The organism is Acidovorax sp. NO-1 (assembly GCF_000238595.1).
Classification (GTDB): Bacteria; Pseudomonadota; Gammaproteobacteria; order Burkholderiales; family Burkholderiaceae_C; genus Acidovorax.
The window spans coordinates 84597-109270 of sequence record NZ_AGTS01000101.1 but is presented as its reverse complement, the minus strand read 5'-3'; the positions used below and the strand labels follow the sequence as shown (position 1 = coordinate 109270).

The window sequence follows — 24674 nt, the reverse complement described above, 5'->3', positions numbered from 1 at the left end:
GGGTTGAAAATCCCCACATGTGGACCCACTTCCACAGAGCACTTTGAGGATTTCCATGTCCGGACATACACCCCTGCCAGCCACCCCTATTGATCTGCCGCTGTTGCCATTGCGCGATGTGGTGGTGTTCCCCCACATGGTGATCCCGCTTTTCGTGGGCCGCCCCAAGAGCATCAAGGCCCTGGAGATGGCCATGGAGGCCGACCGACGCATCATGCTCGTGGCGCAAAAAACCGCCGCCAAGGATGAGCCCTCGGTGGCCGACATGTTCGATGTGGGCTGCGTCTCCACCATCTTGCAGATGCTCAAGCTCCCCGATGGCACCGTGAAGGTCCTGGTGGAAGGGCAACAGCGTTCCCAGGTGTCCTCCATTGAGGATGCTGATACCCATTTCATGGCCACGGTGGTGCCTGTCGAGGCGACGCCCCAAGGCAGCAAGCCCAGCGAAATCGAGGCCCTGCGGCGCGCGGTGATGCAGCAGTTTGACCAGTACGTCAAGCTCAACAAGAAAATCCCGCCGGAAATCCTGACTTCCATCTCCAGCATTGACGACCCGGGTCGTCTGGCGGACACCATTGCTGCACACCTGCCCCTCAAGCTTGAGAACAAACAGGTGGTGCTGGATCTGTCGGATGTGAAGGCGCGTCTCGAAAACCTGTTTGAGCAGCTCGATCGCGAGGTGGACATCCTCAACGTAGACAAGAAGATCCGTGGGCGCGTCAAGCGCCAGATGGAGAAGAACCAGCGCGACTTCTATCTGAACGAGCAGGTCAAGGCCATCCAGAAGGAACTGGGTGAGGGCGACGAAGGTGCAGACATCGAGGAGATCGAGAAAAAGATCAAGCTCGCCAAGATGCCTGCCGAGGCGCGCAAGAAGGCTGATGCAGAACTCAAGAAGCTCAAGTTGATGTCGCCCATGTCGGCCGAGGCCACCGTGGTGCGCAACTACATTGACGTGCTCACCGCACTCCCTTGGAGCAAGAAGACCAAGATCAAGCACGATCTGGTGAATGCTGAGGGCGTGCTTAACGAAGACCATTTCGGCCTCGACAAGGTCAAGGATCGCATCCTCGAATACCTTGCAGTACAGCAGCGCGTGGACAAGGTCAAGGCGCCTATCCTCTGCCTGGTGGGGCCACCGGGCGTGGGTAAGACCTCGTTGGGGCAATCCATTGCCAAGGCCACGGGCCGCAAGTACGTGCGCATGGCCCTGGGCGGCATGCGCGACGAAGCTGAAATCCGTGGGCACCGCCGCACGTACATCGGCGCGCTGCCTGGCAAGGTGCTGCAGAGCCTGTCGAAGGTGGGTACGCGCAATCCGCTGTTTCTGCTGGACGAAATCGACAAGCTCGGCACGGACTTCCGGGGCGACCCGTCCAGCGCGCTGCTGGAGGTGCTGGACCCCGAGCAGAACCATACGTTTGGCGACCATTACGTCGAGGTGGACTTCGACCTGAGCGATGTGATGTTCGTCGCTACGTCGAACTCCATGAATATCCCCCCGGCGCTGCTGGACCGCATGGAAGTGATCCGTTTGTCGGGCTATACCGAGGACGAGAAGACCAGCATTGCCATGAAGTACCTGCTGCCCAAGCAGCTCAAGAACAATGGCGTGAAGGATGAGGAACTGCTCATCACAGAGCCCGCCGTGCGCGACATGGTGCGCTACTACACGCGGGAAGCAGGCGTGCGATCGCTTGAGCGTGAGTTGTCCAAGATCTGCCGCAAGGTGGTCAAGGGCCTGCAACTCAAGAAGCTCGTGCCCCAGGTGGTCGTCACCGCTGACAACCTGCCAGACTTCCTGGGTGTGCGCAAGTACACGTATGGGCGGGCCGAGGCACAGAATCAGATCGGCCAGGTGGTCGGTCTGGCCTGGACGGAAGTGGGCGGGGATCTGCTCACCATCGAAGCTGCCGCCATGCCCGGTAAGGGCGTCATCACGCGCACCGGTTCGCTGGGAGATGTGATGAAGGAATCGGTGGAAGCTGCCCGCACGGTGGTGCGCAGCCGCTCGCGCATTCTGGGAATCAAGGATGAGGCGTTCGAGAAGCGCGACATCCATATCCACGTGCCAGATGGTGCGACGCCCAAGGACGGCCCGAGCGCAGGGGCTGCAATGACAACGGCCTTTGTTTCCGCCCTGACCGGCATTCCTGTACGCGCAGATGTTGCGATGACGGGCGAGATCACGTTGCGCGGCGAAGTTACCGCCATTGGTGGCCTCAAGGAAAAGCTGCTGGCGGCTTTGCGTGGCGGCATCAAGACGGTGCTGATCCCCGAAGAAAACGTCAAGGATCTCGCAGAGATCCCGGATAACGTGAAGAGTGGTCTCGAGATCGTGCCTGTGCGCTGGATCGACAAGGTTCTTGAAGTCGCGCTGGAAAGCAAGCCTGTGCCCCTCACCGATGAAGAAGTGGCTGCGTCTGCTGCTGCGGTGGCGGTGTCGACGGATAAGGCAGCCGGCTCATCCGCCGCTGCCGATGGATTGAAACATTGACGTTTTTTTTGAGAAGCTCCAAAAAATGCGCTACAATTCAGTTCATCGCAGCAAACGTTGTACAATGTGAGGCTTCGGTAAAACGCGGGAATAGCTCAGTTGGTAGAGCGCAACCTTGCCAAGGTTGAGGTCGAGAGTTCGAGACTCTTTTCCCGCTCCAAATTTCCAGAAAAAGGGAAGCAGTTGCTTCCCTTTTTCGTCAGAGAAGTGTGGATTGCTGGCGCGGTAGCAAAGCGGTTATGCCCCGGATTGCAAATCCGGTTAGTCCGGTTCGACTCCGGACCGCGCCTCCAGATACGGTTTGCCTTCTGACTTTTGAAGATCCTTGCGGATCGTCGCGGCCAGGAAGCTGTTGAAGAAATGTTGGTGATTTTTTGGTCTGCATTTGGATAGAGCCAAAAATATCGATATAATGAGAGGCTAGCTGATCGGTGCTGCTGAAAGCAACATGGTCAGTTGGCAAATGCGGGAATAGCTCAGTTGGTAGAGCGCAACCTTGCCAAGGTTGAGGTCGAGAGTTCGAGACTCTTTTCCCGCTCCAAATATGTAAGGGAAGCTTCGGCTTCCCTTTTTTCTTGGTGTTGCGAGGCAAGTGGCCCGGCAGGGCGGCAGCCCTGTGACCAGAGATGCGACAGGGCATTGCGCGCATGCGCTGCCCGGGTTACGCTGCGACGCAGGTGTGCGCTCAGCAGCCGGCGCCCCGATGGTGAAATTGGTAGACACTGCGGACTTAAAATCCGCCGCTTTCCTGAAAAGGGGCGTGCCGGTTCGACCCCGGCTCGGGGCACCACGAAGATTCAATCATGTCAAGTTACAACGCTCCCTTCGAAATCCACGTCCACGGACAAGTCCAGTTGCGCGCTGATGCGAGCTTCGACCAGCTCCAGGAGGCGCTCAAACCCTTGTGGAAGTACGCGGGAGCCCGTTCGCTGGCCGATGGCGCGGCCAGTGCTTACGAAGAAGAGCCGGGCATCAAGTTCGACGCCCAGGAACACCTGTTGCAGATGTGCTGGACGGTCCGCGGAGATGAGGACTTTCGCCAGGTGCTGGATGAGATGTGCATGAGCCTCAACGAGCTGGCCGAGCACGGTGCTGCCATCGAGGTCACGTTCTACGACGCCGATTTCGATGAAGACGAGGAAGAGCAGGGCGCGGAGTCGCGTGACGACTTCCTCATGCTCTTTGTGGGCCCGACGCCCGCGGCCATCATGCAGGTGCAGCGTGATCTCCTGGTGCAGGACGTTGTGAACATGATGGAGCGTCACTTCGATGGCGCCGAACTGGGCGGTGTGGTGGCCGAGATCGACAAGCTTTTCAGCCTGCGATTTGACGCGCTGGTGAACTCGCTGGAGATCGGCAAGCCGCCGCGCGGTCCTGGAGGGGGCTCCTCCGGGAGCGGCCATGGTGGTGGAGGCGGCCGCCGTCCGCGCCACCTGCACTGATTCCTTGAGCCGACGCTCAGGCGCGCAGGCGCGCCCGAGCGGGTTCCTGCGTGCGCCGCAGTGAAGTTTTTGAGCACCACACCGGCAATGACCGCGTGCTTGCGCACTGGCGTCCGGCCTCACCTGGGCCGTGCTCGGTGCTCTATCAGCCCCGACACCGTTTGCCATGACCTCTGACCTGCCCTATCTGCGCTCCTATCCTGCCGCTTTGCAGGACCAGGCGCGTGATCTGCTGGCGCAGGGGCGGCTCGGGGTCATGCTGCAGCGCAAGTACCCCCAGGCCCACGCTGTGCGCAGTGACAAGGCGCTGTATGACTACGCGCAGGAACTCAAGGCGCGTTACCTGCGCAATGCGGGCACGGTCAACAAGGTCCTTTTTGACAACAAGATCCACGTGGTGCGCCATGCCTTGGGGTTGCACACGGCGGTCTCGCGCGTGCAGGGGAACCGGCTGGCGGCCAAGCATGAGATCCGGATCGCCTCGATGTTCAAGCAGGCGCCGGAAGAATTTCTGCGCATGATTGTGGTCCACGAGCTGGCCCATCTGCGCGAGAAGGACCACGGCAAGGCCTTTTACCAGCTGTGCGCGCACATGGAGCCGCAGTACCACCAATACGAGTTCGACCTGCGCCTGTACCTCACCCATGTGGAGCATGCCGGCGAGCGGCTGTGGAACGCGGCTCCAGATTCAGGGTCGGCCTGAGCAATCGTATTGATTACTACGATTTTTATAGCTGCTCGCGCTTTCTGGTAAAGCGCTGGAGCCTTAAAAGATGCCTGATCAGGGCACGGATACGGTCTCACAACAGTCTGCGGGCAGACCGAGCCAGCGCTGCGCAGCGGCCTGAAGCATGGCCACCGGCCCGGTCGTCAGCAGGCGGGTGTGCGGTGCCTCCTTGACCTGATCGCCATTGGGCGCGGCCAGCAGGCCTGCCGTCTCCAGCAGGCGCCGCGTTTGCCGTGCCACAGGTTCACCGGTCTCGATGAACTGCACCTCGGGGCCTGCCAGCGCCCGCAGCTCGTGCGCCACAAAGATGTAGTGGGTGCACCCCAGCACCAGCGTGTCGATCTGCCCGGGTGCTGTGCCGAAATCGCCCATCGCCCCGATGTAGCGTGCGCACAGGGCGCCTGTTTCCGTAGCGCCCACCGGGGTGCCGGGCGAGGGTTCGGGTTGCGCCACGCTGCGCTCGATGGCGTGCGCCAGGCCATCACAGGGCTGCACCACAAACTCCGCCTGGCCGGCCAGCGAGCCCAGCAGCTTGCCGAACTTGGCGCTGGTGAGCGTGCCTCGCGTGCCGATGACTCCCACGCGCCCCGTGCGGGTCACCGCCAGGGCGGGCTTGATGGCGGGCTCCAGGCCGACCAGGGGCAGGGCGGGGTAGCGGCTGCGCACCTCATGGATGGCTGCGGCCGTGGCGGTGTTGCAGGCCACCACCAGAGCCTTGATGTGGTGCTGCTCGAGCAAATACTGTGTGATGGCGTGGGTGCGGGCACCCACATAGGCGTCGCCGCGCTCGCCGTACGGCGCGTGGGCACTGTCGGCCAGGTACACAAAACGCTCATGGGGCAGTGCGGCACGCAGGGCGCGCAGCACGCTCAGGCCGCCCACGCCGCTGTCAAATACGCCGATGGGAAGTTGCCGTGCCTCGGACATGGATGTTGTCAAACCGGACTGGGAGAGAAGTCGGGAGGGAACCCGGGCGGAAGGGGCAGGCGCCAGCGCGCTCCCCAACCGCTCGGGCCGGCATTGGCAGGATCAGGCCGCGGCGACGCCGATGCCCTTGAATTCGCCCGTGGCGATGCGCTTTTGCCATTCGGCGGGCCCGGTGATGTGGGCGCTGGTGCCACCCGAGTCCACGGCCACGGTCACGGGCATGTCCACCACGTCGAACTCGTAGATCGCTTCCATGCCCAGGTCCTCAAAGCCGACGACCTTGGCGGTCTTGATGGCCTTGCTCACCAGGTAGGCAGCGCCGCCCACGGCCATCAGGTAGGCGCTCTTATGGTTCTTGATGGACTCAATCGCAACCGGGCCGCGCTCGGCCTTGCCGATCATCGCGATCAGGCCGGTCTGCTCCAGCATCATGTCGGTGAAGCCGTCCATGCGCGTGGCGGTGGTGGGGCCTGCAGGGCCCACGGCTTCACCCTTCACGGGGTCCACAGGGCCCACGTAGTAGATGACGCGGTTGGTGAAGTCCACGGGCAGCTTCTCGCCCTTGGCCAGCATGTCCTGGATGCGCTTGTGCGCGGCGTCGCGGCCGGTCAGCATCTTGCCGTTGAGCAGCAGCGTGTCGCCGGGCTTCCAGCTGGCCACTTCTTCCTTGGTCAGCGTGTCGAGGTTGACCTTCTTGCTCTTGTTGTAGTCGGGTGCCCAGTCCACGTTGGGCCACAGGTCCAGGCTCGGGGGCGTGAGGTACACGGGGCCCGAGCCGTCCATCACAAAGTGCGCATGGCGCGTGGCGGCGCAGTTGGGGATCATCGCAATCGGCTTGCTGGCCGCGTGTGTGGGGTACATCTTGATCTTGACGTCCAGCACCGTGGTCAGGCCGCCCAGGCCCTGTGCACCGATGCCCAGGGCGTTGACCTTTTCAAACAGCTCCAGGCGCAGCTTTTCGACATTGTCGAGTTCGGCCCCGCTGGCTTGCTTGGCCTGCAGTTCGTACATGTCCAGGTCGTCCATCAGGCTTTCCTTGGCCATGAGCACCGCCTTTTCGGCCGTGCCGCCAATGCCGATGCCCAGCATGCCGGGCGGGCACCAGCCCGCGCCCATGGTGGGCACGGTCTTGAGCACCCAGTCCACCACGTTGTCGCCGGGGTTGAGCATGTACATCTTGGATTTATTCTCCGAGCCGCCGCCCTTGGCCGCCACGGTGATGTCCACGGTGTTGCCGGGCACGATCTCGGTGAAGATCACGGCAGGGGTGTTGTCCTTGGTGTTCTTGCGGGCGAACTGCGGGTCGGCCACGACCGAGGCGCGCAGGGTGTTGTCGGGGTGGTTGTAGCCACGGCGCACGCCTTCGTTGATGGCGTCGTCCAGGCTGCCGGTAAAACCTTCCCAGCGCACGTCCATGCCCACTTTCAGGAAGACGTTGACGATGCCGGTGTCCTGGCAGATGGGGCGCTGGCCGGTGGCGCTCATCTTGCTGTTGGTGAGGATCTGGGCGATCGCATCCTTGGCCGCCGGGCTTTTTTCGCGGTCATAGGCGCGGGCCAGGTGGGCGATGTAGTCGGTGGGGTGGTAGTAGCTGATGTACTGCAGTGCGCCGGCAATGGATTCGATCAGGTCTTCTTGGCGAATGGTCGTCGTGGTCATGGCGGTGGGGTTTTAAGGGAAAACGCGAACCCCTAATTATCCCTTGCCGGGCTTGCGCGGGCCTGTCGGGGGAGAAGAGGGGTGGTAGGGCGCCGTGGCCTGGGGTGGGTATGCTGCGGTCTGGTGTTTCGTTCCACTCCCATTCGCTCGCTGAGCGGCAAGGCCCACCCGTGAAGACTTCCACCCCCGCCCCGCCCGCAGTCCGCATCGAAAAAGATACCTTCGGCCCCATCGAAGTGCCCGCCGAACGATTGTGGGGGGCACAGACGCAGCGCTCGCTGCACCACTTCGCCATCTCGGGCGAGCGCATGGCGCCCGAGCTGATCCGCGCGCTGGCGCAGGTCAAGCGGGCGAGTGCCTATGTGAACCATGCGCTGGGCCTGCTCGATGCGGCCAAGACCACGGCCATCGTGGCGGCGGCAGACGAGGTGATCGAAGGTGGTCACCTGCAGGAGTTCCCGCTGGTGGTGTGGCAGACCGGCTCGGGCACGCAGACCAACATGAACATGAATGAGGTGCTGGCCAACCGCGCCAGCGAGCTGCTGGGTGGCCCGCGCGGCGAGGCGCGCTTGGTGCACCCCAACGACGAGGTGAACCGGAGCCAGTCGAGCAACGATGTGTTCCCCACCGCCATGCACCTGGCGGCGGTGGACGCGCTGATGCACCGCCTCGTGCCTGCGCTGCAGGGTTTGCGTACCACGCTGGCGGCCAAGGCCGAGGCATTTGCCGGCATCGTGAAGATTGGCCGCACGCACCTGCAGGACGCCACGCCGCTGACCTTGGGCCAGGAGATCTCGGGCTGGGTGGCGCAGCTGCAGCATGGCGAGCGGCATGTGCGCGCCGCGCTGCCGCACCTGTGCGAACTGGCCCTGGGCGGCACGGCCGTGGGCACTGGGCTCAACGCCCCCGCTGGCTATGCCCAGGCGGTAGCGAAAGAACTGGCCGACCTCACCGGCCTGCCGCTGGTCACCGCCCCCAACAAGTTCGAGGCGCTGGCCAGCTGCGATGCGCTGGTGCATGCCCATGGTGCGCTCAAGACGCTGGCGGCCAGCCTGATGAAGATTGCGAACGATGTGCGCTGGCTGGCCAGCGGCCCGCGCAGCGGGCTCGGCGAGATCACCATCCCCGAGAACGAGCCGGGCTCATCCATCATGCCCGGCAAGGTGAATCCCACGCAGTGTGAGGCGCTGACCATGCTGTGCGCGCAGGTGATGGGCAACGACGTGGCCATCAACATCGGCGGGGCCTCGGGCAACTTTGAGCTGAACGTGTTCCGCCCCCTGGTGATTCATAACTTCTTGCAGAGCGTGCGCCTGCTGGCCGATGGCATGGCCAGCTTCAACGAACACTGCGCCGTGGGCATCGAGCCCAACCAGGTGCGCATCAACCACCTGGTAGAGCAGTCGCTGATGCTGGTAACGGCGCTGAACCCCCACATTGGCTACGACAAGGCGGCCTTCATTGCCAAGAAGGCGCACAAGGAAGGCACCAGCCTGCGCGCGGCGGCCATCGCCTCGGGACATGTCACGGCGGAGCAGTTTGACCAGTGGGTGGTGCCGGGCCAGATGGTGGGGCCTTGACCTGCCCCTGTGCCGTTGCCACGATCTGGCAAGGCAAAGATTTTGATGAAAATAGGGCTCTAGCGCTTGTCAGTAAAGCGCAGGCAGCTATCATTTTTGAAGAGGCGTCTGTTTCGCGGTGCCGGGACCGCGCAGCACCCGCCTAGCTGCGGCCGTCAGGGCCCTCCTGCTGGGCAAGCGCTTCCAGCTGGTCCTGCTGGTACACCACGATGTTGCGCTGGTGAATGCCGATGATGCCTTCGCGCTCCATCCACTTGAGCTCCACGTTGATGCGTTGGCGGGAGCCACCGAGCAACTGGGCCAGCTCGTCCTGCACCAGCGACAGCCCGATGGGGCCGCGCTGGCCTGGCACGGCAGCGCGTTCGCCAAAGCGGCGCAGCACGTGCAGGAGCTGTTTGGCCAGCCGCGCGCGCAGGGGCAGCGTGGCCATGTCTTCCATCATCCAGTACAGGTAACGCATCCGCCGTGCCTGCAGGGTGAGCAGGGCTTCCCCGAATTCAGGGTGCTGGCGCAGCAGCTGGCGGAACACGCCCTCCGCCACGCTCAGCACCGTGGTGGGCCCATGGGCATGCGCGTCGTAGGTGTTCGGGCCGCGGTGCAGCACTTCGGCCTCGCCTACCCAGATGCCTGGCTCCACGTAGGCAAGCGTTACCTGTTTGCCCGATGGGGTGGTACGCCGGAACCTTATCGCGCCGCTGGCGCAGCTGAACCAGTCTTGCGCCAGCTCACCCTGTTCCACGATGAGCTGGCCGTGTGTGTAGCGGGTGACCCGGCCCAGCCGGAAGATGTCGTGCCGCAGCGAGGGCGTGAGCGCGGCAAACCAGCGTCCACGGTTGATCGCTTCGCGCTCCTGCGGGCTCAGAAAGGGCCGCTGCGGACTGCGGTCCGTCTCGTGGTCAGGAGGCTCGGGGCTAGGGTTGGGGGGCATGGTCGGGCGCTCTCAGGGGCCTTCGCACCATGCAGCTGCAGCAATGTGCGTCAGGGCAGGGCGGGCAGGGCTGCGAGTTTACCCAAGCGGCCGTCACGGCGGTACTCGCCCGTGATCAGTGGCTCGGGCCCGGGGGCGGCGTGTGCGTCATGAGTCGGTCAGTGAGTGCAATGGCCAGCGCGCTCAGCAGGAACACCACGTGGATGATCGTTTGCCACATCAGAACCTTGAGGTCGTAGTTGGCAGCGTTGATAAAGGTCTTGAGCAGGTGGATCGAGCTGATGCCAATGATGGCGGTGGCCAGCTTGACCTTGAGCACCGACGCATTCACGTGGCTCAGCCATTCGGGCTGGTCGGGGTGGTCTTCCAGGTGCAGGCGCGAGACGAAGGTTTCGTAGCCGCCCACGATCACCATGATCAGCAGGTTGGAGATCATCACCACGTCGATCAGCGCCAGCACCACCAGCATGATGATGGTCTCGTTGAGCGAGGTCACCTCGAAATCGCTCTTGTAGCCGATGCTGGACACCAGCAGCTTGAGCGCATCGGTGTTGCCAAAGGCCGCTTCGATCAGGTGCACCAGCTCTACCCAGAAGTGGAAGACGTACACCGCCTGCGCCAGAATCAGGCCCAGGTACAGGGGCAGTTGCAGCCACCGGCTGGCAAAAATCAACGAGGGCAGTGGGCGCATGGGGGAGGGGGTGGCGGGGTTTTTGGGAAGTGACATGAAATGGGGGAGGGGCTGCTGGGACGCGCGATTTTAGGCGCCCGGCCTGGCAACCCCTGGAGCCTTGTGCATTCCCAGTAGCGGCGGTCCCGTATTCTGTAAGCTTCGTGCCAGTCAGTGGCTTGTAAGTGCTGCGTCCGACAGTACCGCCCAATTCCAATTCCATCAGACCCAGGAGACAACACCATGAGTGCGCCATCATCTGCGATCGAATCCGTACTGGTTGAGAACCGCGTGTTCCCGCCTTCCGATGCGGTCGTCAAGGCCGCCCGCGTGTCCGGCATGGCGGGCTACGAGGCGCTGTGTGCCGAGGCCGACAAGGACTTCGAGGGCTTCTGGGCACGCCTGGCGCGCGAAAACGTGCAGTGGACCAAGCCCTTCACGCGCACGCTGGATGAGTCCAACGCGCCGTTCTACCAGTGGTTTGCCGATGGCGAGCTCAACGCTTCTGCCAACTGCCTGGACCGCCACATTGGCACGCCCACCGAGAACAAGACCGCCATCATCTTCGAGGCGGACGACGGCGCTGTCACCCGGATCACCTACAAGGAGCTGCTGGCGCGCGTGAGCCAGTTTGCCAACGCGCTCAAGGCCCACGGGGTGGGCAAGGGTGATCGGGTGCTGATCTACATGCCCATGACCATCGAAGGCGTGGTGGCCATGCAGGCCTGTGCCCGCATCGGCGCCACGCACAGCGTGGTGTTTGGCGGCTTCAGTGCCAAAGCGGTGCACGAGCGCATCATCGATGCCGGTGCCGTGGCCGTGATCACCGCCAACTACCAGATGCGAGGCGGCAAGGAGCTGCCGCTCAAGGCCATCATCGATGAAGCCCTGGCGACTGGCGGCTGTGACACCCTGCGCCACGTGTTCGTATATGAACGCACGCCCACGGCGTGCAACATGGTCGCGGGGCGCGACAAGACCTTCACCGAGGCCCTCGCTGGCCAGAGCACCGACTGCCCTCCCGTGGCCGTGGGGGCAGAGCACCCGCTGTTCATCCTGTACACCAGCGGCTCTACCGGCAAGCCCAAGGGCGTGCAGCACAGCACGGGCGGCTACCTGCTGTGGGCCAAGCTCACGATGGACTGGACGTTTGACCTGCGCTCTGACGACGTTTTCTGGTGCACGGCCGACATTGGCTGGATCACTGGCCACACCTACGTGGCCTATGGCCCGCTGGCCGCCGGTGCCACGCAGATCGTGTTTGAAGGCATCCCCACCTTCCCGAATGCGGGCCGTTTCTGGCAGATGATCGAGAAGCACAAGTGCACGATCTTCTACACCGCACCGACGGCCATCCGCTCGCTCATCAAGGCTGCCGAGGCTGACGCGGCAGTGCACCCGGCGCGCTCCGATCTGTCGAGCCTGCGCATTCTGGGCAGCGTGGGTGAGCCCATCAACCCCGAAGCCTGGATGTGGTACCACCGGAACGTGGGCGGCGAGCGCTGCCCCATCGTGGACACCTTCTGGCAGACTGAAACGGGCGGCCATGTGATCACCCCGCTGCCGGGCGCCACCCCCCTGGTCCCTGGCAGCTGCACGCTACCGCTGCCCGGTATTACCGCCGCCATCGTGGATGAAACCGGTAATGACGTCGCCCATGGCGCGGGCGGCATCCTGGTCATCAAGCGGCCGTGGCCCAGCATGATCCGGACCATCTGGAACGACCCCGAGCGCTTCAAGAAGAGTTACTTCCCCGAAGAGCTCAGGGGCTACTACCTGGCCGGCGACGGGGCCGTGCGCAGCGCCGACCGGGGCTATTTCCGCATCACCGGCCGCATTGACGATGTGCTCAACGTGTCGGGCCATCGCATGGGCACGATGGAGATCGAGTCTGCCCTGGTCTCCAAGACCGACCTCGTGGCCGAAGCCGCCGTGGTGGGGCGTCCGGACGATGTGACGGGCGAAGCCATCTGTGCGTTCGTGGTGCTCAAGCGCTCCCGCCCCACCGGGGAAGAAGCCAAGCAGATTGCCAACGAACTGCGCAACTGGGTGGCCAAGGAAATCGGCCCCATCGCCAAACCCAAGGACATCCGTTTCGGCGACAACCTGCCCAAGACCCGCAGCGGCAAGATCATGCGTCGGCTGTTGCGCAGCATCGCCAAGGGCGAGGCCATCACACAGGACACCAGCACGCTGGAGAATCCGGCCATTCTGGACCAGTTGTCCAAGCCCAACTGAGCGGGCCAGCCCCCACCCTCGCGCTGGCCGCGAGGTGGGGGCAACCGGGCGGTAGCTCCAGCGGTCATCCTGTAGGACAGGGACTGAAATCGCGGCGCATTGGCCTTAGCCCGGCGCCCTGTGCGGTACAACCCTGCATGCGCCCGCTTGCAGAATGTTCTGCCTGTGGGTTTCCACAGGAGAATTTTCATGCATCTGCGTTCCATCGTCCTGCTGCTGACAGTCGTCGCCATCGCCGCGCTTGCAGCACTCAACTGGGCTACGCTGGCAACTCCATCGACCGTGTCTCTGGGCGTGGTGGTATTTGAAGCGCCACTGGGGCTCATCATGCTGGCCCTCACCACGCTGCTAGGGGTGTTTTTCATCGCTTATGTGCTTGCGCTCCAGGGCTCGGTGCTGATGGAAACGCGCCGGCACACGAAAGAGCTGCAGGCCCAACGCGAACTTGCCGACAAGGCGGAAGCCTCGCGTTTTACCGAGTTGCGTGCGTTTCTGGATGCGCAGCACCAACAGGCGCACGCCACGGTGCTGGCGCGGCTGGATGAGCTGGAGGCGCACCTGGCTGCCCGTGCCACAGAGTCTGACAATGCCACCGCCGCGTATGTGGGCCAGCTGGAGCACCAGCTGCGCACGCGCAGCATGGACGCTTCACCAGAGCTTCGCCGGGTTTGACGCCAGCCTGCGGGATCAGAAGCAGACAGCAAATCTGGCGGCATAAACGCAAATGGCCGCGTCACTGTATGTGGCGCGGCCATTGACCAATCGGCCCGCCCACCAGGGCGGAAGGCGTGGGATTACTTGTGGGTCATCACCCAGGCTGCAAGCTTCTTCGCATCGGCGTCGTTCACCTGGGCGTTGGCAGGCATCGGCACGGGCCCCCACACACCAGAACCGCCCTTGATGATCTTTGCAGCCAGCTTGTCCACAGCGTCTTTCTGGCCCGCGTACTTGGCCGCCACATCCTTGTAGGAGGGGCCCACCAACTTCTTATCCACTGCGTGGCATGCCATGCAGTTTTTCGACGTTGCCAGCGCCATGTCGGCCATGGCGGGTGCCGCAACCGACAGCGTCATGGCAAGGGTGATCAGGGTACGCTTCATGGTGGGATTTCCTGTGGTTGGGTTACAGTTCTTCAATGGGATTGTAGTGTCTTGGGTTGACACGGGATTGCGCGGGGTCAACCAGGTTTTTTCGGCTTTTTCAGGAGATCGCGATGTACCTGCTGGGTCTTTCATTGGTGTTGCTTGCGCTGAAGTATTTCGAGATCGGTCCTGTGGCCGCCTGGTCCTGGTGGTGGGTGCTGGCGCCGTTTGGGCTTACGGTCTTATGGTGGGCCTGGGCTGATTCCACGGGATATACGAAACGTAAAGCTGTGGAAAAGATGGAGCAGCGCAAGCAGGACCGCATCAACAAGAACAAGGAAGCTCTGGGCATCCGCCCGCGCAAGCCGCGCTAGGCGCCTGACGCCTTTGGCAAGCGGCAGCCGTCTGTCCCGGCTGGCCGCTCATCATAAAAAATGCCCGGTGTGCCTTACACACCGGGCATTTGTATTGTTGGCAATGCTTAATAAGCGTCCAGCACCGCGCCCTTGCTCGCGCTGGAGGCATTGAACGCAAACTTGGCCTGCACGCCGCGGGTGTAGCGGGGCGCCGGAGCCGTCCACGCGGCGCGGCGCTTGGCAATTTCTTCCTCGCTCACGTTGAGCTCCAGCAGCAGCTGGCGCGCATCGATGGTGATGCTGTCGCCTTCGTTGACGAAGGCAATCGTGCCGCCGGCCGCCGCTTCAGGCGCCACGTGGCCTACCACCATGCCCCAGGTGCCGCCGGAGAACCGGCCGTCGGTGATCAGGCCCACGCTCTCGCCCAGGCCCGCGCCGATCAGCGCGCCGGTGGGGGCCAGCATTTCGGGCATGCCCGGGCCGCCCTTGGGGCCCAGGTAGCGCAGCACCATCACATCGCCGGCCTTGATCTTGCCGTCCAGGATGGCCTGCAGGGCCGACTGCTCGTCGTCGAACACGCGGGCAGGGCCGGTGATGACCGGGTTCTTCAGTCCTGTGATCTTGGCCACGGCACCCTCGGGGCTCAGGTTTCCCTTCAGGATGGCCAGGTGGCCCTGCGCGTACATGGGCTTGTCGATCGGGCGGATCACGTCCTGGTCGGCGCGCGGCTCGTCCGGCACGTCCCTCAGCACTTCGGCAACCGTCTTGCCAGAGATGGTGATGCAGTCGCCGTGCAGCAGGCCGGCATTGAGCAAGATCTTCATCACCTGCGGGATGCCGCCCGCGCGGTGCAGATCCACGGCCAGGTATTTGCCGCTGGGCTTGAGGTCGCACAGCACGGGGGTCTTCACGCGCACGCGCTCGAAGTCGTCGATGCTCCACTCCACGCCCGCTGCATGTGCAATGGCCAGGAAGTGCAGCACCGCGTTGGTCGAGCCGCCCGTGGCCATGATGACGGCCACGGCGTTCTCGATGGATTTGCGCGTCACGATGTCGCGCGGCTTCAGATCCATCTTGATCGCCTCGATCAGCACCTTGGCCGATTCCTTGGCCGAGTTCATCTTCTCGTCGTGCGGGTTGGCCATGGTGGACGAATACGGCAGGCTGATGCCCAGTGCCTCGAAAGCGCTGGACATGGTGTTAGCGGTGTACATGCCGCCGCACGAGCCGGTGCCGGGGATGGCGCGTTTTTCGATCTCCTTGAGGTCAAAGTCGCTGAGCTTGCCGGCGGCGTTCTCCCCCACGGCCTCGAACACGCTCACGATGTTCAGGTCCTTGCCCTGGTAGCTGCCGGGCAGGATGGTGCCGCCATACACGTAGATGGCGGGCACGTTGGCGCGCAGCATGCCCATCAGGCCGCCCGGCATGTTCTTGTCGCAGCCGCCCACCACCAGCACCCCGTCCATCCACTGGCCGCCCACGCAGGTCTCGATGCAGTCGCTGATCACCTCACGGCTCACCAGGCTGTATTTCATGCCTTCGGTGCCCATGGCCATGCCGTCGCTGATGGTGGGCGTGCCGAACACCTGGGCGTTGCCGCCGGCTTCTTCAATGCCTTCAATGGCAGCATCGGCCAGCTTCTGCAGGCCGCTGTTGCAGGGGGTGATGGTGCTGTGGCCATTGGCCACGCCCACCATGGGTTTCACGAAGTCGCCTTCCTCGTAGCCCATGGCGTAGTACATGGAGCGGTTGGGCGCGCGCGACTTGCCTTGCGTGATGTTGGCGCTGCGGCGGTTGATGGGCTGGATCGGGATGACTTTGTTGTCTGCCATGGTGTGTTTTCCTTCGTGGAGCGAATCTTGTGGGTGGGGAAACTTTTCGCAGCCGCGAGTATGCGGCGATTGGTGGGCGTCATCCAATCCATTTGTACAGGGCGATTAATATGTACGGCATATGAAAGAGCCATTCATTGATATGCGTTTGTGGCGGCAGTTTGCCGCAGTGGCCCAGGAACTGCACTTTGGCCGGGCGGCGCAGCGCTTGCACATGACACAACCGCCGCTCACCCAGGCCATTGCCGGGCTGGAGCGCACGCTGGGCCTTCAGCTGTTCGACCGCACCAAACGCAGCGTGCAGCTGACCCCCGCCGGTGCAGCCCTGTTGCCGCAGGTGCTGGATCTGCTCGAACGCGCCCAGGCGCTCCCTGCGCAGGCACGCGCGGCGGCGGCGGGCGAGGTGGGGCGGCTGCGTCTGGCCTTTGTCTCTACGGTGGGTTTCGGCCTGCTGCCGCAATGGGTGCGTGCCTTCCGGGCCCAGTGGCCCGGGGTACGGCTGGAGCTGATCGAGGCGACGGGCGATGTGCAACTGCAGGCGCTGGCGCGGGGGGAGATTGATGCCGGGCTGCTGTTGCACACGCCCGGCGGCGCGCCACCGGCGCTGCAAAGCCTGTGCGTGGCGCAAGAGCCGCTGGTACTCGCGCTGCCCGAACACCACGCGATGGCGCACCGGCCCACCTTGTGTTTCTCCGATCTGCAGCAGGAGCCCCTGGTGATTTTTCCCCGCCCCATCCTGCCGTCGCTGTACGACGCCATCGTGGCGCTGTATCACGCGGCAGGGCAGGAGCCACAGGTGGCGCAAGAGGCCATCCAGATGCAGACCATCGTCAATCTGGTGTCGGCCGACCTGGGGCTGGCCTGGGTGCCTGCCAGCGTGCGGCAGTTTCAACGGCCGGGCGTCGTCTACCGCGAACTGGACGGCAAGTCGGCACCGGTGCCGGTCTGTGAAACCAGCTTGGTCTGGGGCGCCGCCGTGCCGCCCGCACTGGCACGGTGGATCGACTTTGTGGCCCAGGAGGTGCAGGCCAGCGCCCTGAAAGCGTAGGGCTTGCTTCGCGTGCACAATCGCCCCCATGCTGACCTATCCCCACATCGACCCCGTTGCCCTGCAGATCGGCCCGCTGGCCATCCACTGGTATGGCCTGACCTACCTCGCGGCCTTTGGCCTGTTCATGCTGCTGGGCATCCGGCGCCTGCGGCACGAGCCATTTGCCTCCATCACCGGGCCCGGCGCGTGGTCGCGCAAGGATGTGGAAGACATTCTCTTTCTGGGTGTGGCGGGTGTGGTGATTGGCGGGCGTCTGGGCTACTGCCTGTTCTACAAACCTGCGTATTACCTCAGCCATCCGCTGGAGATTTTTGCCGTATGGCAAGGGGGAATGGCCTTTCACGGCGGCCTGCTGGGCGTGATCGTGGCCATGTTGTGGTTCGCACATTCGCGCAAGCGCCCCTGGCTGCAGGTGGCCGACTTTGTGGCGCCCTGCGTGCCCACGGGTCTCGCCGCGGGCCGGGTGGGCAATTTCATCAATGGCGAGCTGTGGGGCCGTTTTGCCAGCCCGGACCTGCCCTGGGGCATGGTGTTTGCGCACAGTGGGTCCATGCAGCCGCGCCACCCGTCGCAGGTCTACCAGTTTCTGCTGGAAGGGCTGCTGCTGTTCATTTTGCTGTGGCTGTATGCGCGCAAGGAGCGTCGCCAGGGTCAGGTGGCCGCAGCGTTCCTGATGGGCTACGGCGTGTTCCGCTTCATCGCCGAGTATTTCCGTGAACCCGACAGCTTCCTGGGGCTGCTGTCGCTGGGCATGAGCATGGGGCAATGGCTGTGCCTGCCGATGATTGCCGCGGGCGTGGCCCTGTGGGTGTGGGCCCAGCGCCAGCCTGTGGCTAAGAAAATTTGATAAAAATGGCCTCTAGCGCATACTGGATAAGCGCTGGCAGCTATAAAAAATGTAGTTAATTGCGGTGATGGGCAGCGGTGGGCCTCAGCGGCAATGGGGGCACCCGCGGGAGAAACGGCATCACACCGTCGGCGGGAGCGACGTCTTGGGCTCACATTCCTTGTTGCGGCGCTGCATCAAGTGAGCCCCTTGTGCGGGTTCCCGTGGTCGGATGCGGGTTTGTTTGCTTGTAATTTTTCATAATTATGAGAAATTACGTGGCATCAGAGGCCTGCACCCACTTTGCATACCGTTAGCGGTGTGTTGGATGCCAAAGACGACCACTCCGGTCGCGGCCTTTGCGCTATGGAGTCCACCTGTACCATGCGTCCGGTTCCCAATTCTCTGCACGACGAAGCGGCGTCACGCCTGCGCGAGCAGATTTTTGCCGGCGCGTTGCCGCCGGGCAGTTTTCTGGACGAGGCGGCCCTGTGCGAGCGGCTGGCAATTTCGCGCACACCCCTGCGTGAAGCCCTCAAGGTGCTGGTGGCAGAAGGCCTGTTGCGCCATGAGCCCCGCCGGGGCTGCTTTGTGGCCGAGATCACCGAACAGGATCTGGATGACATATTTCCCGTGATCGCCTTGCTGGAGGGCCGCGCCGCCCATGAGGCCACACGCAAGGCGGGGGCGGCCGACATCGCGGCGCTCGACGTGTTGCACCAGCGGCTGCAGCAGTTTGCAGCAGAGGGTCGCATTGCGGATTACTACGAAGCCAATTACGCCATCCACGAGGCCTTCATCACCCTGGCAGACAACCGCTGGCTGGCCCAGGTGATTGGCGATCTGCGCAAGATCCTGCGGCTGGCGCGGGCGCAGACCCTGCACGTGCCGGGCCGGTTGCAGCAAAGCCTGGCCGAACACCTGGCGGTGTTTGCCGCCCTCAAGTTGCGCGACTGCGAAACCGCCGAGCAGACCATGCGCGACCATCTTTTGCGCCAGCGTGACGCGCTGCGCGATGTAGCCCGCAACCAGCAATCGAGGTTGACACCATGATCAACAGTACCCCTGAGTGGATCGCACGCAGCGTATCGCGCCTGCGCACGGCAGCACCGCCTGCCGACAAGGTGGTGGACAAATCCGCCAAGGCTGTGCTCGACAAAACCGTGACCGATGTGGTCGCCAAGGTGGCGGTGCCGCGATCTACCCATGAGCGCCTGCAGGCCACACTGCGCCGCGGGCAGGAGGCCTTGTCGCCGCGCGCGCTGCGCCGCCTGCTGGCCGACCTGCAGGAGGTGGTGGCCCCGCAGGTGAGCGAAATCGAAGGGGGCCGCCGCGCCCAGGCCGTGGCCGAGTGGTACGCCAAGGCCGAGCCCGAAGAGCGCCGCGATATGTGGCTGTTGATGTGCGAGCAGTTTGCCCCCGATGCCACGCGCTTCAAGTCGGCCCGCCAGCGTTACGAAGCCGCAGCCGGCACGGCCGAAGAAGGCCAGGCCGAGATCAGCCTGCGCCGCGCACTGGTGTCGCCACGCACGCGGCTGCTGCAGCGGTTTTCGGTGTTTCCGCAAGGCATGCGCTTTTTGCTGGACATGCGTGCCGAGCTGCTGCCCCTGCTCAAGGCCGACAAGCGGCTGCTGGCGCTCGATGCCGAGCTGGAACACCTGTTCTCCACCTGGTTCGACGTGGCCTTCCTGGAACTGCGCTGCCTGTCGTGGGACTCGCCGGCCTCGCTGCTTGAAAAGCTCATCAAGTACGAAGCCGTGCACGACATCCGCAGCTGGGCCGACCTGAAAAACCGGCTGGACAGCGACCGCCGCTGCTACGGTTTCTTTCACCCGCGCCTGCCCAACGAGCCCTTGATTTTTGTGGAGGTGGCGCTGCTGGACAAGATGTCTGCCAGCATCACGCCGCTCCTGGACGAGGCAGCGGCGCCCGTGGACATCTCGCGGGCCACCACGGCGATCTTCTATTCGATCAGCAACACGCAGACGGGGCTGCGCGGCGTGAGCTTTGGCGATTCGCTCATCAAGCACGTGGTGGAGACCCTCACCTCCGAATTTCCCCGGCTGCGCACCTTTGCCACGCTGTCGCCGATCCCGGGTTTTCGCGCATGGCTGGGCAAACATGCCGGGGCCATGCTGGAGCGCCTGGACGACAAGCGTCGCAGCGAGCTGGGCCGGGCCGTGGGTTTTGAACCCCCGCAGGCCACCCATTTGCTTGCGGCACTCGACAAGGTCACCGACCTGGACGCCAGATCGCCTGTGCGCCAGATGTTGCTGGAGTGTGCCGCGTGGTACCTGGCGCGGGAGCTGCAAGACGGCAAACCGGTGGACCCCGTGGCCCGTTTTCACCTGGGCAACGGCGCGCGGGTGGAACGGCTGAACTGGGCCGGGGACCCGTCCAGCAAAGGGCAGAAACAATCGTACGGGCTGATGGTGAATTACCTGTATGACCTCAAGCGCATCGACAAGCACCGCAGCTTGCTCGCGCAGGGCAAGGTGCCGGTGTCGGGGGATATCGACAGCCTTTGCCGCGACTGACGACCCGGCGTGCATCGGATCTGTGGTCCTGGAGGCCACAGATCCAGCCACCAGGAAATTTTTTACAACGACGACAGGAGACAAGAGATGAAGAACGTGCGAATCCAACGCAGAGAGGTGTTGCTGGGTGCAGCGGCGGCAGGCCTGGGCCTGGCCAGCGGCTCCGGCTGGGCGCAGGGTGCGGGCTGGCCCACCAAACCGGTGAACCTGGTGGTGCCTTTCCCGGCCGGGGGCGGCACCGACGCGTTTGCCCGCCCGCTGGCGGCGCAGTTTTCCAAGGCGACCGGCAAGACACTGGTGATCGACAACCGCGGGGGTGCGGGGGGCACCGTGGGTGCCAGCTACGCCGCCAAGGCCGCACCGGACGGCTACACCCTGTTCATGGGGGCCGTGCACCATGCGATCGCCCCCTCGATGTACCCCAAGCTCGACTACGACATTGAGAAAGACTTCATCCCGCTGTACCTGCTGGCCAATGTGCCCCAGGTGGTGGTGGTCAACCCCAAGAACGTGCCGGTCAGCAACTTCCAGCAGTTCATGGAGTACGTCAAGCGCAACCCCGCCAAGCTCAACTACGGCTCGGCCGGTGCGGGCACGTCGCACCATCTTGCGGGCGAGCTGTTCAAGCAGCAGACGGGCACCTTCATCACCCACATCCCCTACCGGGGCGCGGGCCCTGCGCTGCAGGATCTGATCGGCGGGCAGGTGGACATGATGTTTGATGGTCTGGGCTCATCGGCCTCGCACATCAAGGGCGGCCGCATCAAGGCGCTGATGGTGTCGGGGCCCAAGCGCAACCCGGCATTCCCGGATGTGCCTTGCGCTGCCGAGGTGGGCCTGCCCGACTACACCGTCACCACCTGGTACGGCCTGTGGGCGCCCAAGGGCACGCCGGCCGACGTGCAGGCGCGCATCGTGGAAGAAATCCGCAAGCTCGGCACCGCCGAGGAGCTCAGGACCATCTGGGCCAACAACGGCGCCGAATACGGCGGGATGACCCAGCAGCAGTTTGCAGGCATGGTCAGCAGCGAAGTCAAGCGCTGGGCGGCAGTGGTGAAGGCCTCTGGCGCAAAACTTGATTAACCCCCTGAGTCGCTTCGCGCCTTCCCCCTGAAGGGGGACGCCACCCGTGGCCTGGCAAAGCCAGTTCCACGGTGGCACTGGCGATGGCGCAGCCCCAGTTGTTGCGGGCAGGGGACTTTGCAATCGTGATGGGCAACGAATATGTCGGGTGAAGTGTTGATGGATGCGGGTGAGGGCGGTGTGGTGCGTGTCACCCTGCGCCACGCCGGGCGGCTGAACGCCATGTCGCGCTCGATGTGGCGGCAGCTGCGTGCGGTGTTTGAAGGCCTCCAGCCGCGCAGCGACGTGCGCTGTGTGCTCATTGCGGGCGAGGGCGGGGCGTTCTGTGCGGGTGGCGATATTTCGGAATACCCCGGCTTCCGGTTTGACGCCGCTGCCCTGCGCGACTTCCATGAGAACGATGTCTGGGGCGCCCTGAACGCCATGCTGTTGTGCGATGTACCCATCGTGGCGCAGGTCAGCGGTGCCTGCATGGGCGCGGGCGTGGAGATTGCCAGCTGCTGCGACATCCGCATCGCGGGCACGTCGGCACGCTTTGGTGCCCCCATCGCCAGGCTCGGCTTTCCCATGGCCCCGCGAGAGGCGCAACTGGTGGCAGGGGCTGTGGGCGATGTCACGGCGCGGCAGATGCTGCTGGAGGCCGCCACGTTCAACGCCGCCGAGATGCTGGCGCGCGGCTTTCTGAGCCGCGTTGTGGCGGACGACCTGGTGCCTGCGGAAGCGCAGGGCAGTGCCCAGCGCATTGCCGCACTGGCTCCCCAGGCGGCACGCATGAACAAGCAAACACTTCGGGCATTAAAAATGCCTTCAGCGCTTGATGGTAATGCGCCTAATGCTATAAAAAACATAGTAAATGAATTGCCTGACCCCTATGCCTACGCGGACAGTGCAGAGCACCGCGAGGGCATCACCGCGTTCCTGGAAAAGCGCGCCCCCCTGTTTTGACGGGCGCCGCCTGCCGTTGTTGATCTGATGATCTGAATGAACCCCTCAAACCGCCCACTGCCATGAGCCAACACAATCTTTTCAGCGCACTGCGCGCAGCCTTTCCCGCCGACCTGAACAGCACCGCCGTCGAGGCCACAGCGCCCGATGGCGCCCCGCTGCTCTACACCTGGGCCGACCTGGACCACGCCAGTGCGCGCATCGCCAACCTGCTCGCATCACTGAAGCTGCCCGAAGGCAGCCGCGTGGCCGTGCAGGTGGAAAAGTCGGTCGAAGCCATGCTGCTGTACCTGGCCACCTTGCGCGCGGGCTATGTGTTTTTGCCGCTCAACACGGCGTACCAGAGCGCCGAGATCGAATACTTCATCGGCAATGCCGAGCCTGCGGTGGTGGTTTGCAGCCCCGGCAACTTCGGCTGGGTGTCCAAAATCGCCTTCACGCTGGGCACCCCGCATGTCTTCACGCTGGGCGACGACCGCACCGGCAGCCTGCTGGAGCGCGCCGCGCACCATGGCGACGCCCACACGCCCGTGCCGCGCAAGGCGGATGACCTGGCCGCCATCCTGTACACCAGCGGAACCACGGGCCGCAGCAAGGGCGCGATGCTTACGCATGGCAACCTGCTGTCGAACGCCCAGGTGCTCAAGGACTACTGGGGCTGGACGGCTACCGGAGGGCCTGATGGCCGTGGGGATGTGCTGATCCACGCGCTGCCTATCTTCCACGTGCATGGCCTGTTTGTGGCCATCCATGGCGCGCTCATCAACGGCAGCAAGATGATCTGGATGGCCAAGTTCGACCCCAAGGCCGTGCTGGCTGCCATGCCGCGTGCCACCGTCTTCATGGGGGTGCCCACGCTGTACGTGCGCCTGCTGGCCGAGGCAGGGCTGAACAAGGAGGCCGCCCGCAACATGCGCCTGTTCATTGCAGGCTCCGCACCGCTCTTGATCGAAACCTTCAATGAATGGCAGCAGCGCACCGGCCACACTATTCTGGAGCGCTATGGCATGAGCGAGACCATCATGCTCACGTCCAACCCCTACGCCGCCGACGCGCGCCATGCAGGCCAGACCGAGCGACGGGGCGCCACCGTGGGCTTTCCGCTGCCCGGCGTGGGCCTGCGTGTGGTGGACGACGCGGGCAAACCCCTGCCCGTGGGCGAGATCGGCAACATCCAGGTCAAGGGCCCCAACGTGTTCAAGGGCTACTGGCGCATGCCCGAGAAGACGGCCGAAGAGTTCACCGCTGACGGCTGGTTCAAGACCGGCGATGTGGGCAAGGTGGACGAGCGCGACTACGTCAGCATCGTGGGCCGCAGCAAGGATCTCATCATCAGCGGCGGCTACAACGTCTACCCGGCCGAGATCGAGGGCTACATCAACGAGATGCGCGGCGTGGCCGAGAGCGCGCTGGTCGGCGTGCCCCACCCGGACTTTGGCGAGGTGGGCGTGGCGGTGGTGATCGCCAAACCAGGAGCACAGATCAACCCGGACTCCATCGTGGCGCAGCTCAAGTCGCAACTGGCCAACTTCAAGATTCCCAAGAAGTGCTTTGTGGTGCCCGAGCTCCCCCGCAACACCATGGGCAAGGTGCAGAAAAACCTGCTGCGTGATCAGTACAAGGGTTTGTTTGCATAAGGGGCGGGATGCCCGGCAAACAACAATGGGGCCCACGGCCCCATTGATATTTCTAAATTGCTTCTTATTTGATAGCTGCTGGCGCTTATTCAGCAAGCGCTAGAGGCCAATTTTATTCAAATTTCGGCCGCCGAAGCATCAGCGCAGTACCAGCACCGGAATGTGCGAGTGGGTGAGCACGTGCTGCGTTTCGCTGCCCAGCAGCAGGCGCTTGATGCCTTTGCGCCCGTGCGACGCCATCACGATCATGTCGCACTTGTGCTTTTTCGCGGCCGAGATGACGGCTTCTGCCACCAGGTCGGACTTGGCGACGATGGCTTTGACCGTCACACCCTGGGCGCTGCCCTGGGCTTTCACACCATCGACCATCGCTTGCGCTGCATTGCCCCACTGGGTCTCGATGCGCTTCACATCGTTGGCATCCACCGGCATGCCACCTTCAAAGTAGCTGCGCGGATAGCGGGGCACCACCTTGAGGGCCACCACGGTGGCACCCGTGAGGGCTGCGAGCGACAGCCCGTGTTCGACGGCCTTGTCCGAGAGGGGGGAGCCGTCTGTTGCGATCAGGATGCGTTTGTACATGAAAGATCTCCTCAAAGTGATGGAACAAGCTTAGGATGAATCATGTTCCGGGACTTGATGCAGGTCAATGTACCT

Annotated in this window: 21 protein-coding genes and 4 tRNA genes; 18 read left to right on the top strand and 7 right to left on the bottom strand. The window is 63.7% G+C overall.

Annotation, left to right across the window (positions count from 1 at the left end; all coding sequences use genetic code 11):
• Positions 1-55: 55 nt before the first annotated feature.
• The 7 genes from lon (at position 56) to KYG_RS17190 (ending at position 4642) form a co-directional block, all read left to right on the top strand.
• A complete protein-coding gene (lon, locus tag KYG_RS17220) occupies positions 56-2497 on the top strand; it encodes an endopeptidase La (protein WP_034695106.1) in 2442 nt (813 codons plus the stop codon).
• Positions 2498-2581: 84 nt separating this feature from the next.
• A tRNA-Gly gene (locus tag KYG_RS17215) sits at positions 2582-2657 on the top strand.
• 59 nt (positions 2658-2716) lie between these two features.
• A tRNA-Cys gene (locus KYG_RS17210) sits at positions 2717-2790 on the top strand.
• Positions 2791-2962: 172 nt separating this feature from the next.
• Positions 2963-3038, top strand: a tRNA-Gly gene (locus KYG_RS17205).
• Between the two features lie 156 nt (positions 3039-3194).
• Positions 3195-3287: transfer RNA gene (locus tag KYG_RS17200), tRNA-Leu, on the top strand.
• Between the two features lie 13 nt (positions 3288-3300).
• Positions 3301-3939, top strand: a complete 639-nt coding sequence (locus KYG_RS17195; RefSeq protein WP_034695104.1) for a DUF6806 family protein — start codon at positions 3301-3303, stop codon at positions 3937-3939.
• A 166-nt stretch (positions 3940-4105) separates the two neighbouring features.
• The gene (locus KYG_RS17190; RefSeq protein WP_008906209.1) at positions 4106-4642 is read left to right on the top strand and encodes a M48 family metallopeptidase; all 537 of its coding nucleotides are present in this window, start codon (positions 4106-4108) and stop codon (positions 4640-4642) included.
• A gap of 78 nt (positions 4643-4720) precedes the next feature.
• Here KYG_RS17190 and KYG_RS17185 read toward each other — a convergent pair whose 3' ends face one another.
• Both KYG_RS17185 and KYG_RS17180 read right to left on the bottom strand, forming a co-directional pair.
• Positions 4721-5593 (bottom strand): glutamate racemase, encoded by an 873-nt coding sequence (locus KYG_RS17185; protein ID WP_008906208.1) that lies wholly within the window; start codon positions 5591-5593, stop codon positions 4721-4723.
• A 102-nt stretch (positions 5594-5695) separates the two neighbouring features.
• Positions 5696-7252: a fumarate hydratase gene (locus tag KYG_RS17180; protein ID WP_008906207.1), complete on the bottom strand. Its 1557-nt coding sequence runs from the start codon at positions 7250-7252 to the stop codon at positions 5696-5698.
• A gap of 170 nt (positions 7253-7422) precedes the next feature.
• On the opposite strand from KYG_RS17180, the gene fumC reads away from it, so the two are divergent.
• Positions 7423-8832, top strand: coding sequence for a class II fumarate hydratase (gene fumC / locus KYG_RS17175; RefSeq protein ID WP_008906206.1), 1410 nt, complete (start codon positions 7423-7425; stop codon positions 8830-8832).
• Positions 8833-8974: 142 nt separating this feature from the next.
• Here fumC and KYG_RS17170 read toward each other — a convergent pair whose 3' ends face one another.
• Positions 8975-9760, bottom strand: a complete 786-nt coding sequence (locus KYG_RS17170; protein WP_008906205.1) for a Crp/Fnr family transcriptional regulator — start codon at positions 9758-9760, stop codon at positions 8975-8977.
• A gap of 115 nt (positions 9761-9875) precedes the next feature.
• Positions 9876-10451, bottom strand: coding sequence for a TIGR00645 family protein (locus KYG_RS17165; RefSeq protein WP_034695101.1), 576 nt, complete (start codon positions 10449-10451; stop codon positions 9876-9878).
• A 222-nt stretch (positions 10452-10673) separates the two neighbouring features.
• Between KYG_RS17165 and acs the strand changes: the two genes are divergently transcribed.
• Both acs and KYG_RS17155 read left to right on the top strand, forming a co-directional pair.
• A complete protein-coding gene (acs, locus tag KYG_RS17160; RefSeq protein ID WP_008906203.1) occupies positions 10674-12668 on the top strand; it encodes an acetate--CoA ligase in 1995 nt (664 codons plus the stop codon).
• Between the two features lie 189 nt (positions 12669-12857).
• Complete coding sequence (locus tag KYG_RS17155; RefSeq protein WP_008906202.1) at positions 12858-13340, top strand: hypothetical protein; 483 nt, start codon at positions 12858-12860, stop codon at positions 13338-13340.
• Positions 13341-13462: 122 nt separating this feature from the next.
• On the opposite strand, the gene KYG_RS17150 is transcribed toward KYG_RS17155, so the two are convergent.
• Entirely contained in the window at positions 13463-13768 is a 306-nt protein-coding gene (locus tag KYG_RS17150) for a c-type cytochrome (protein ID WP_008906201.1), read from the bottom strand.
• Between the two features lie 113 nt (positions 13769-13881).
• On the opposite strand from KYG_RS17150, the gene KYG_RS17145 reads away from it, so the two are divergent.
• A complete protein-coding gene (locus tag KYG_RS17145; protein WP_008906200.1) occupies positions 13882-14124 on the top strand; it encodes a TIGR04438 family Trp-rich protein in 243 nt (80 codons plus the stop codon).
• A gap of 107 nt (positions 14125-14231) precedes the next feature.
• Here KYG_RS17145 and ilvD read toward each other — a convergent pair whose 3' ends face one another.
• Positions 14232-15938, bottom strand: coding sequence for a dihydroxy-acid dehydratase (gene ilvD, locus KYG_RS17140; RefSeq protein WP_008906199.1), 1707 nt, complete (start codon positions 15936-15938; stop codon positions 14232-14234).
• Positions 15939-16059: 121 nt separating this feature from the next.
• Between ilvD and KYG_RS17135 the strand changes: the two genes are divergently transcribed.
• The 7 genes from KYG_RS17135 to KYG_RS17105 all read left to right on the top strand — a co-directional run bounded on the left by KYG_RS17135 (position 16060) and on the right by KYG_RS17105 (position 24017).
• A complete protein-coding gene (locus KYG_RS17135; protein WP_034695098.1) occupies positions 16060-16986 on the top strand; it encodes a LysR family transcriptional regulator in 927 nt (308 codons plus the stop codon).
• 28 nt (positions 16987-17014) lie between these two features.
• On the top strand, positions 17015-17836 hold the full coding sequence (gene lgt, locus KYG_RS17130) for a prolipoprotein diacylglyceryl transferase (protein WP_008906197.1): 822 nt from the start codon (positions 17015-17017) through the stop codon (positions 17834-17836).
• 363 nt (positions 17837-18199) lie between these two features.
• On the top strand, positions 18200-18868 hold the full coding sequence (locus tag KYG_RS17125) for a GntR family transcriptional regulator (protein WP_008906196.1): 669 nt from the start codon (positions 18200-18202) through the stop codon (positions 18866-18868).
• Positions 18865-20352 (top strand): malonyl-CoA decarboxylase, encoded by a 1488-nt coding sequence (locus KYG_RS17120; protein WP_008906195.1) that lies wholly within the window; start codon positions 18865-18867, stop codon positions 20350-20352. The genes KYG_RS17125 and KYG_RS17120 overlap by 4 nt, the downstream gene beginning before the upstream one ends.
• A gap of 87 nt (positions 20353-20439) precedes the next feature.
• Positions 20440-21435 carry a tripartite tricarboxylate transporter substrate binding protein gene (locus KYG_RS17115; RefSeq protein ID WP_008906194.1) on the top strand — a complete coding sequence of 332 codons (996 nt, stop codon included), beginning with the start codon at positions 20440-20442 and terminating at the stop codon, positions 21433-21435.
• A 141-nt stretch (positions 21436-21576) separates the two neighbouring features.
• Positions 21577-22380 carry an enoyl-CoA hydratase/isomerase family protein gene (locus KYG_RS17110; RefSeq protein WP_008906193.1) on the top strand — a complete coding sequence of 268 codons (804 nt, stop codon included), beginning with the start codon at positions 21577-21579 and terminating at the stop codon, positions 22378-22380.
• 62 nt (positions 22381-22442) lie between these two features.
• Positions 22443-24017 (top strand): malonyl-CoA synthase, encoded by a 1575-nt coding sequence (locus KYG_RS17105; RefSeq protein WP_008906192.1) that lies wholly within the window; start codon positions 22443-22445, stop codon positions 24015-24017.
• Positions 24018-24155: 138 nt separating this feature from the next.
• Here KYG_RS17105 and KYG_RS17100 read toward each other — a convergent pair whose 3' ends face one another.
• Positions 24156-24599, bottom strand: coding sequence for a universal stress protein (locus tag KYG_RS17100; RefSeq protein WP_008906191.1), 444 nt, complete (start codon positions 24597-24599; stop codon positions 24156-24158).
• Positions 24600-24674: the final 75 nt, after the last annotated feature.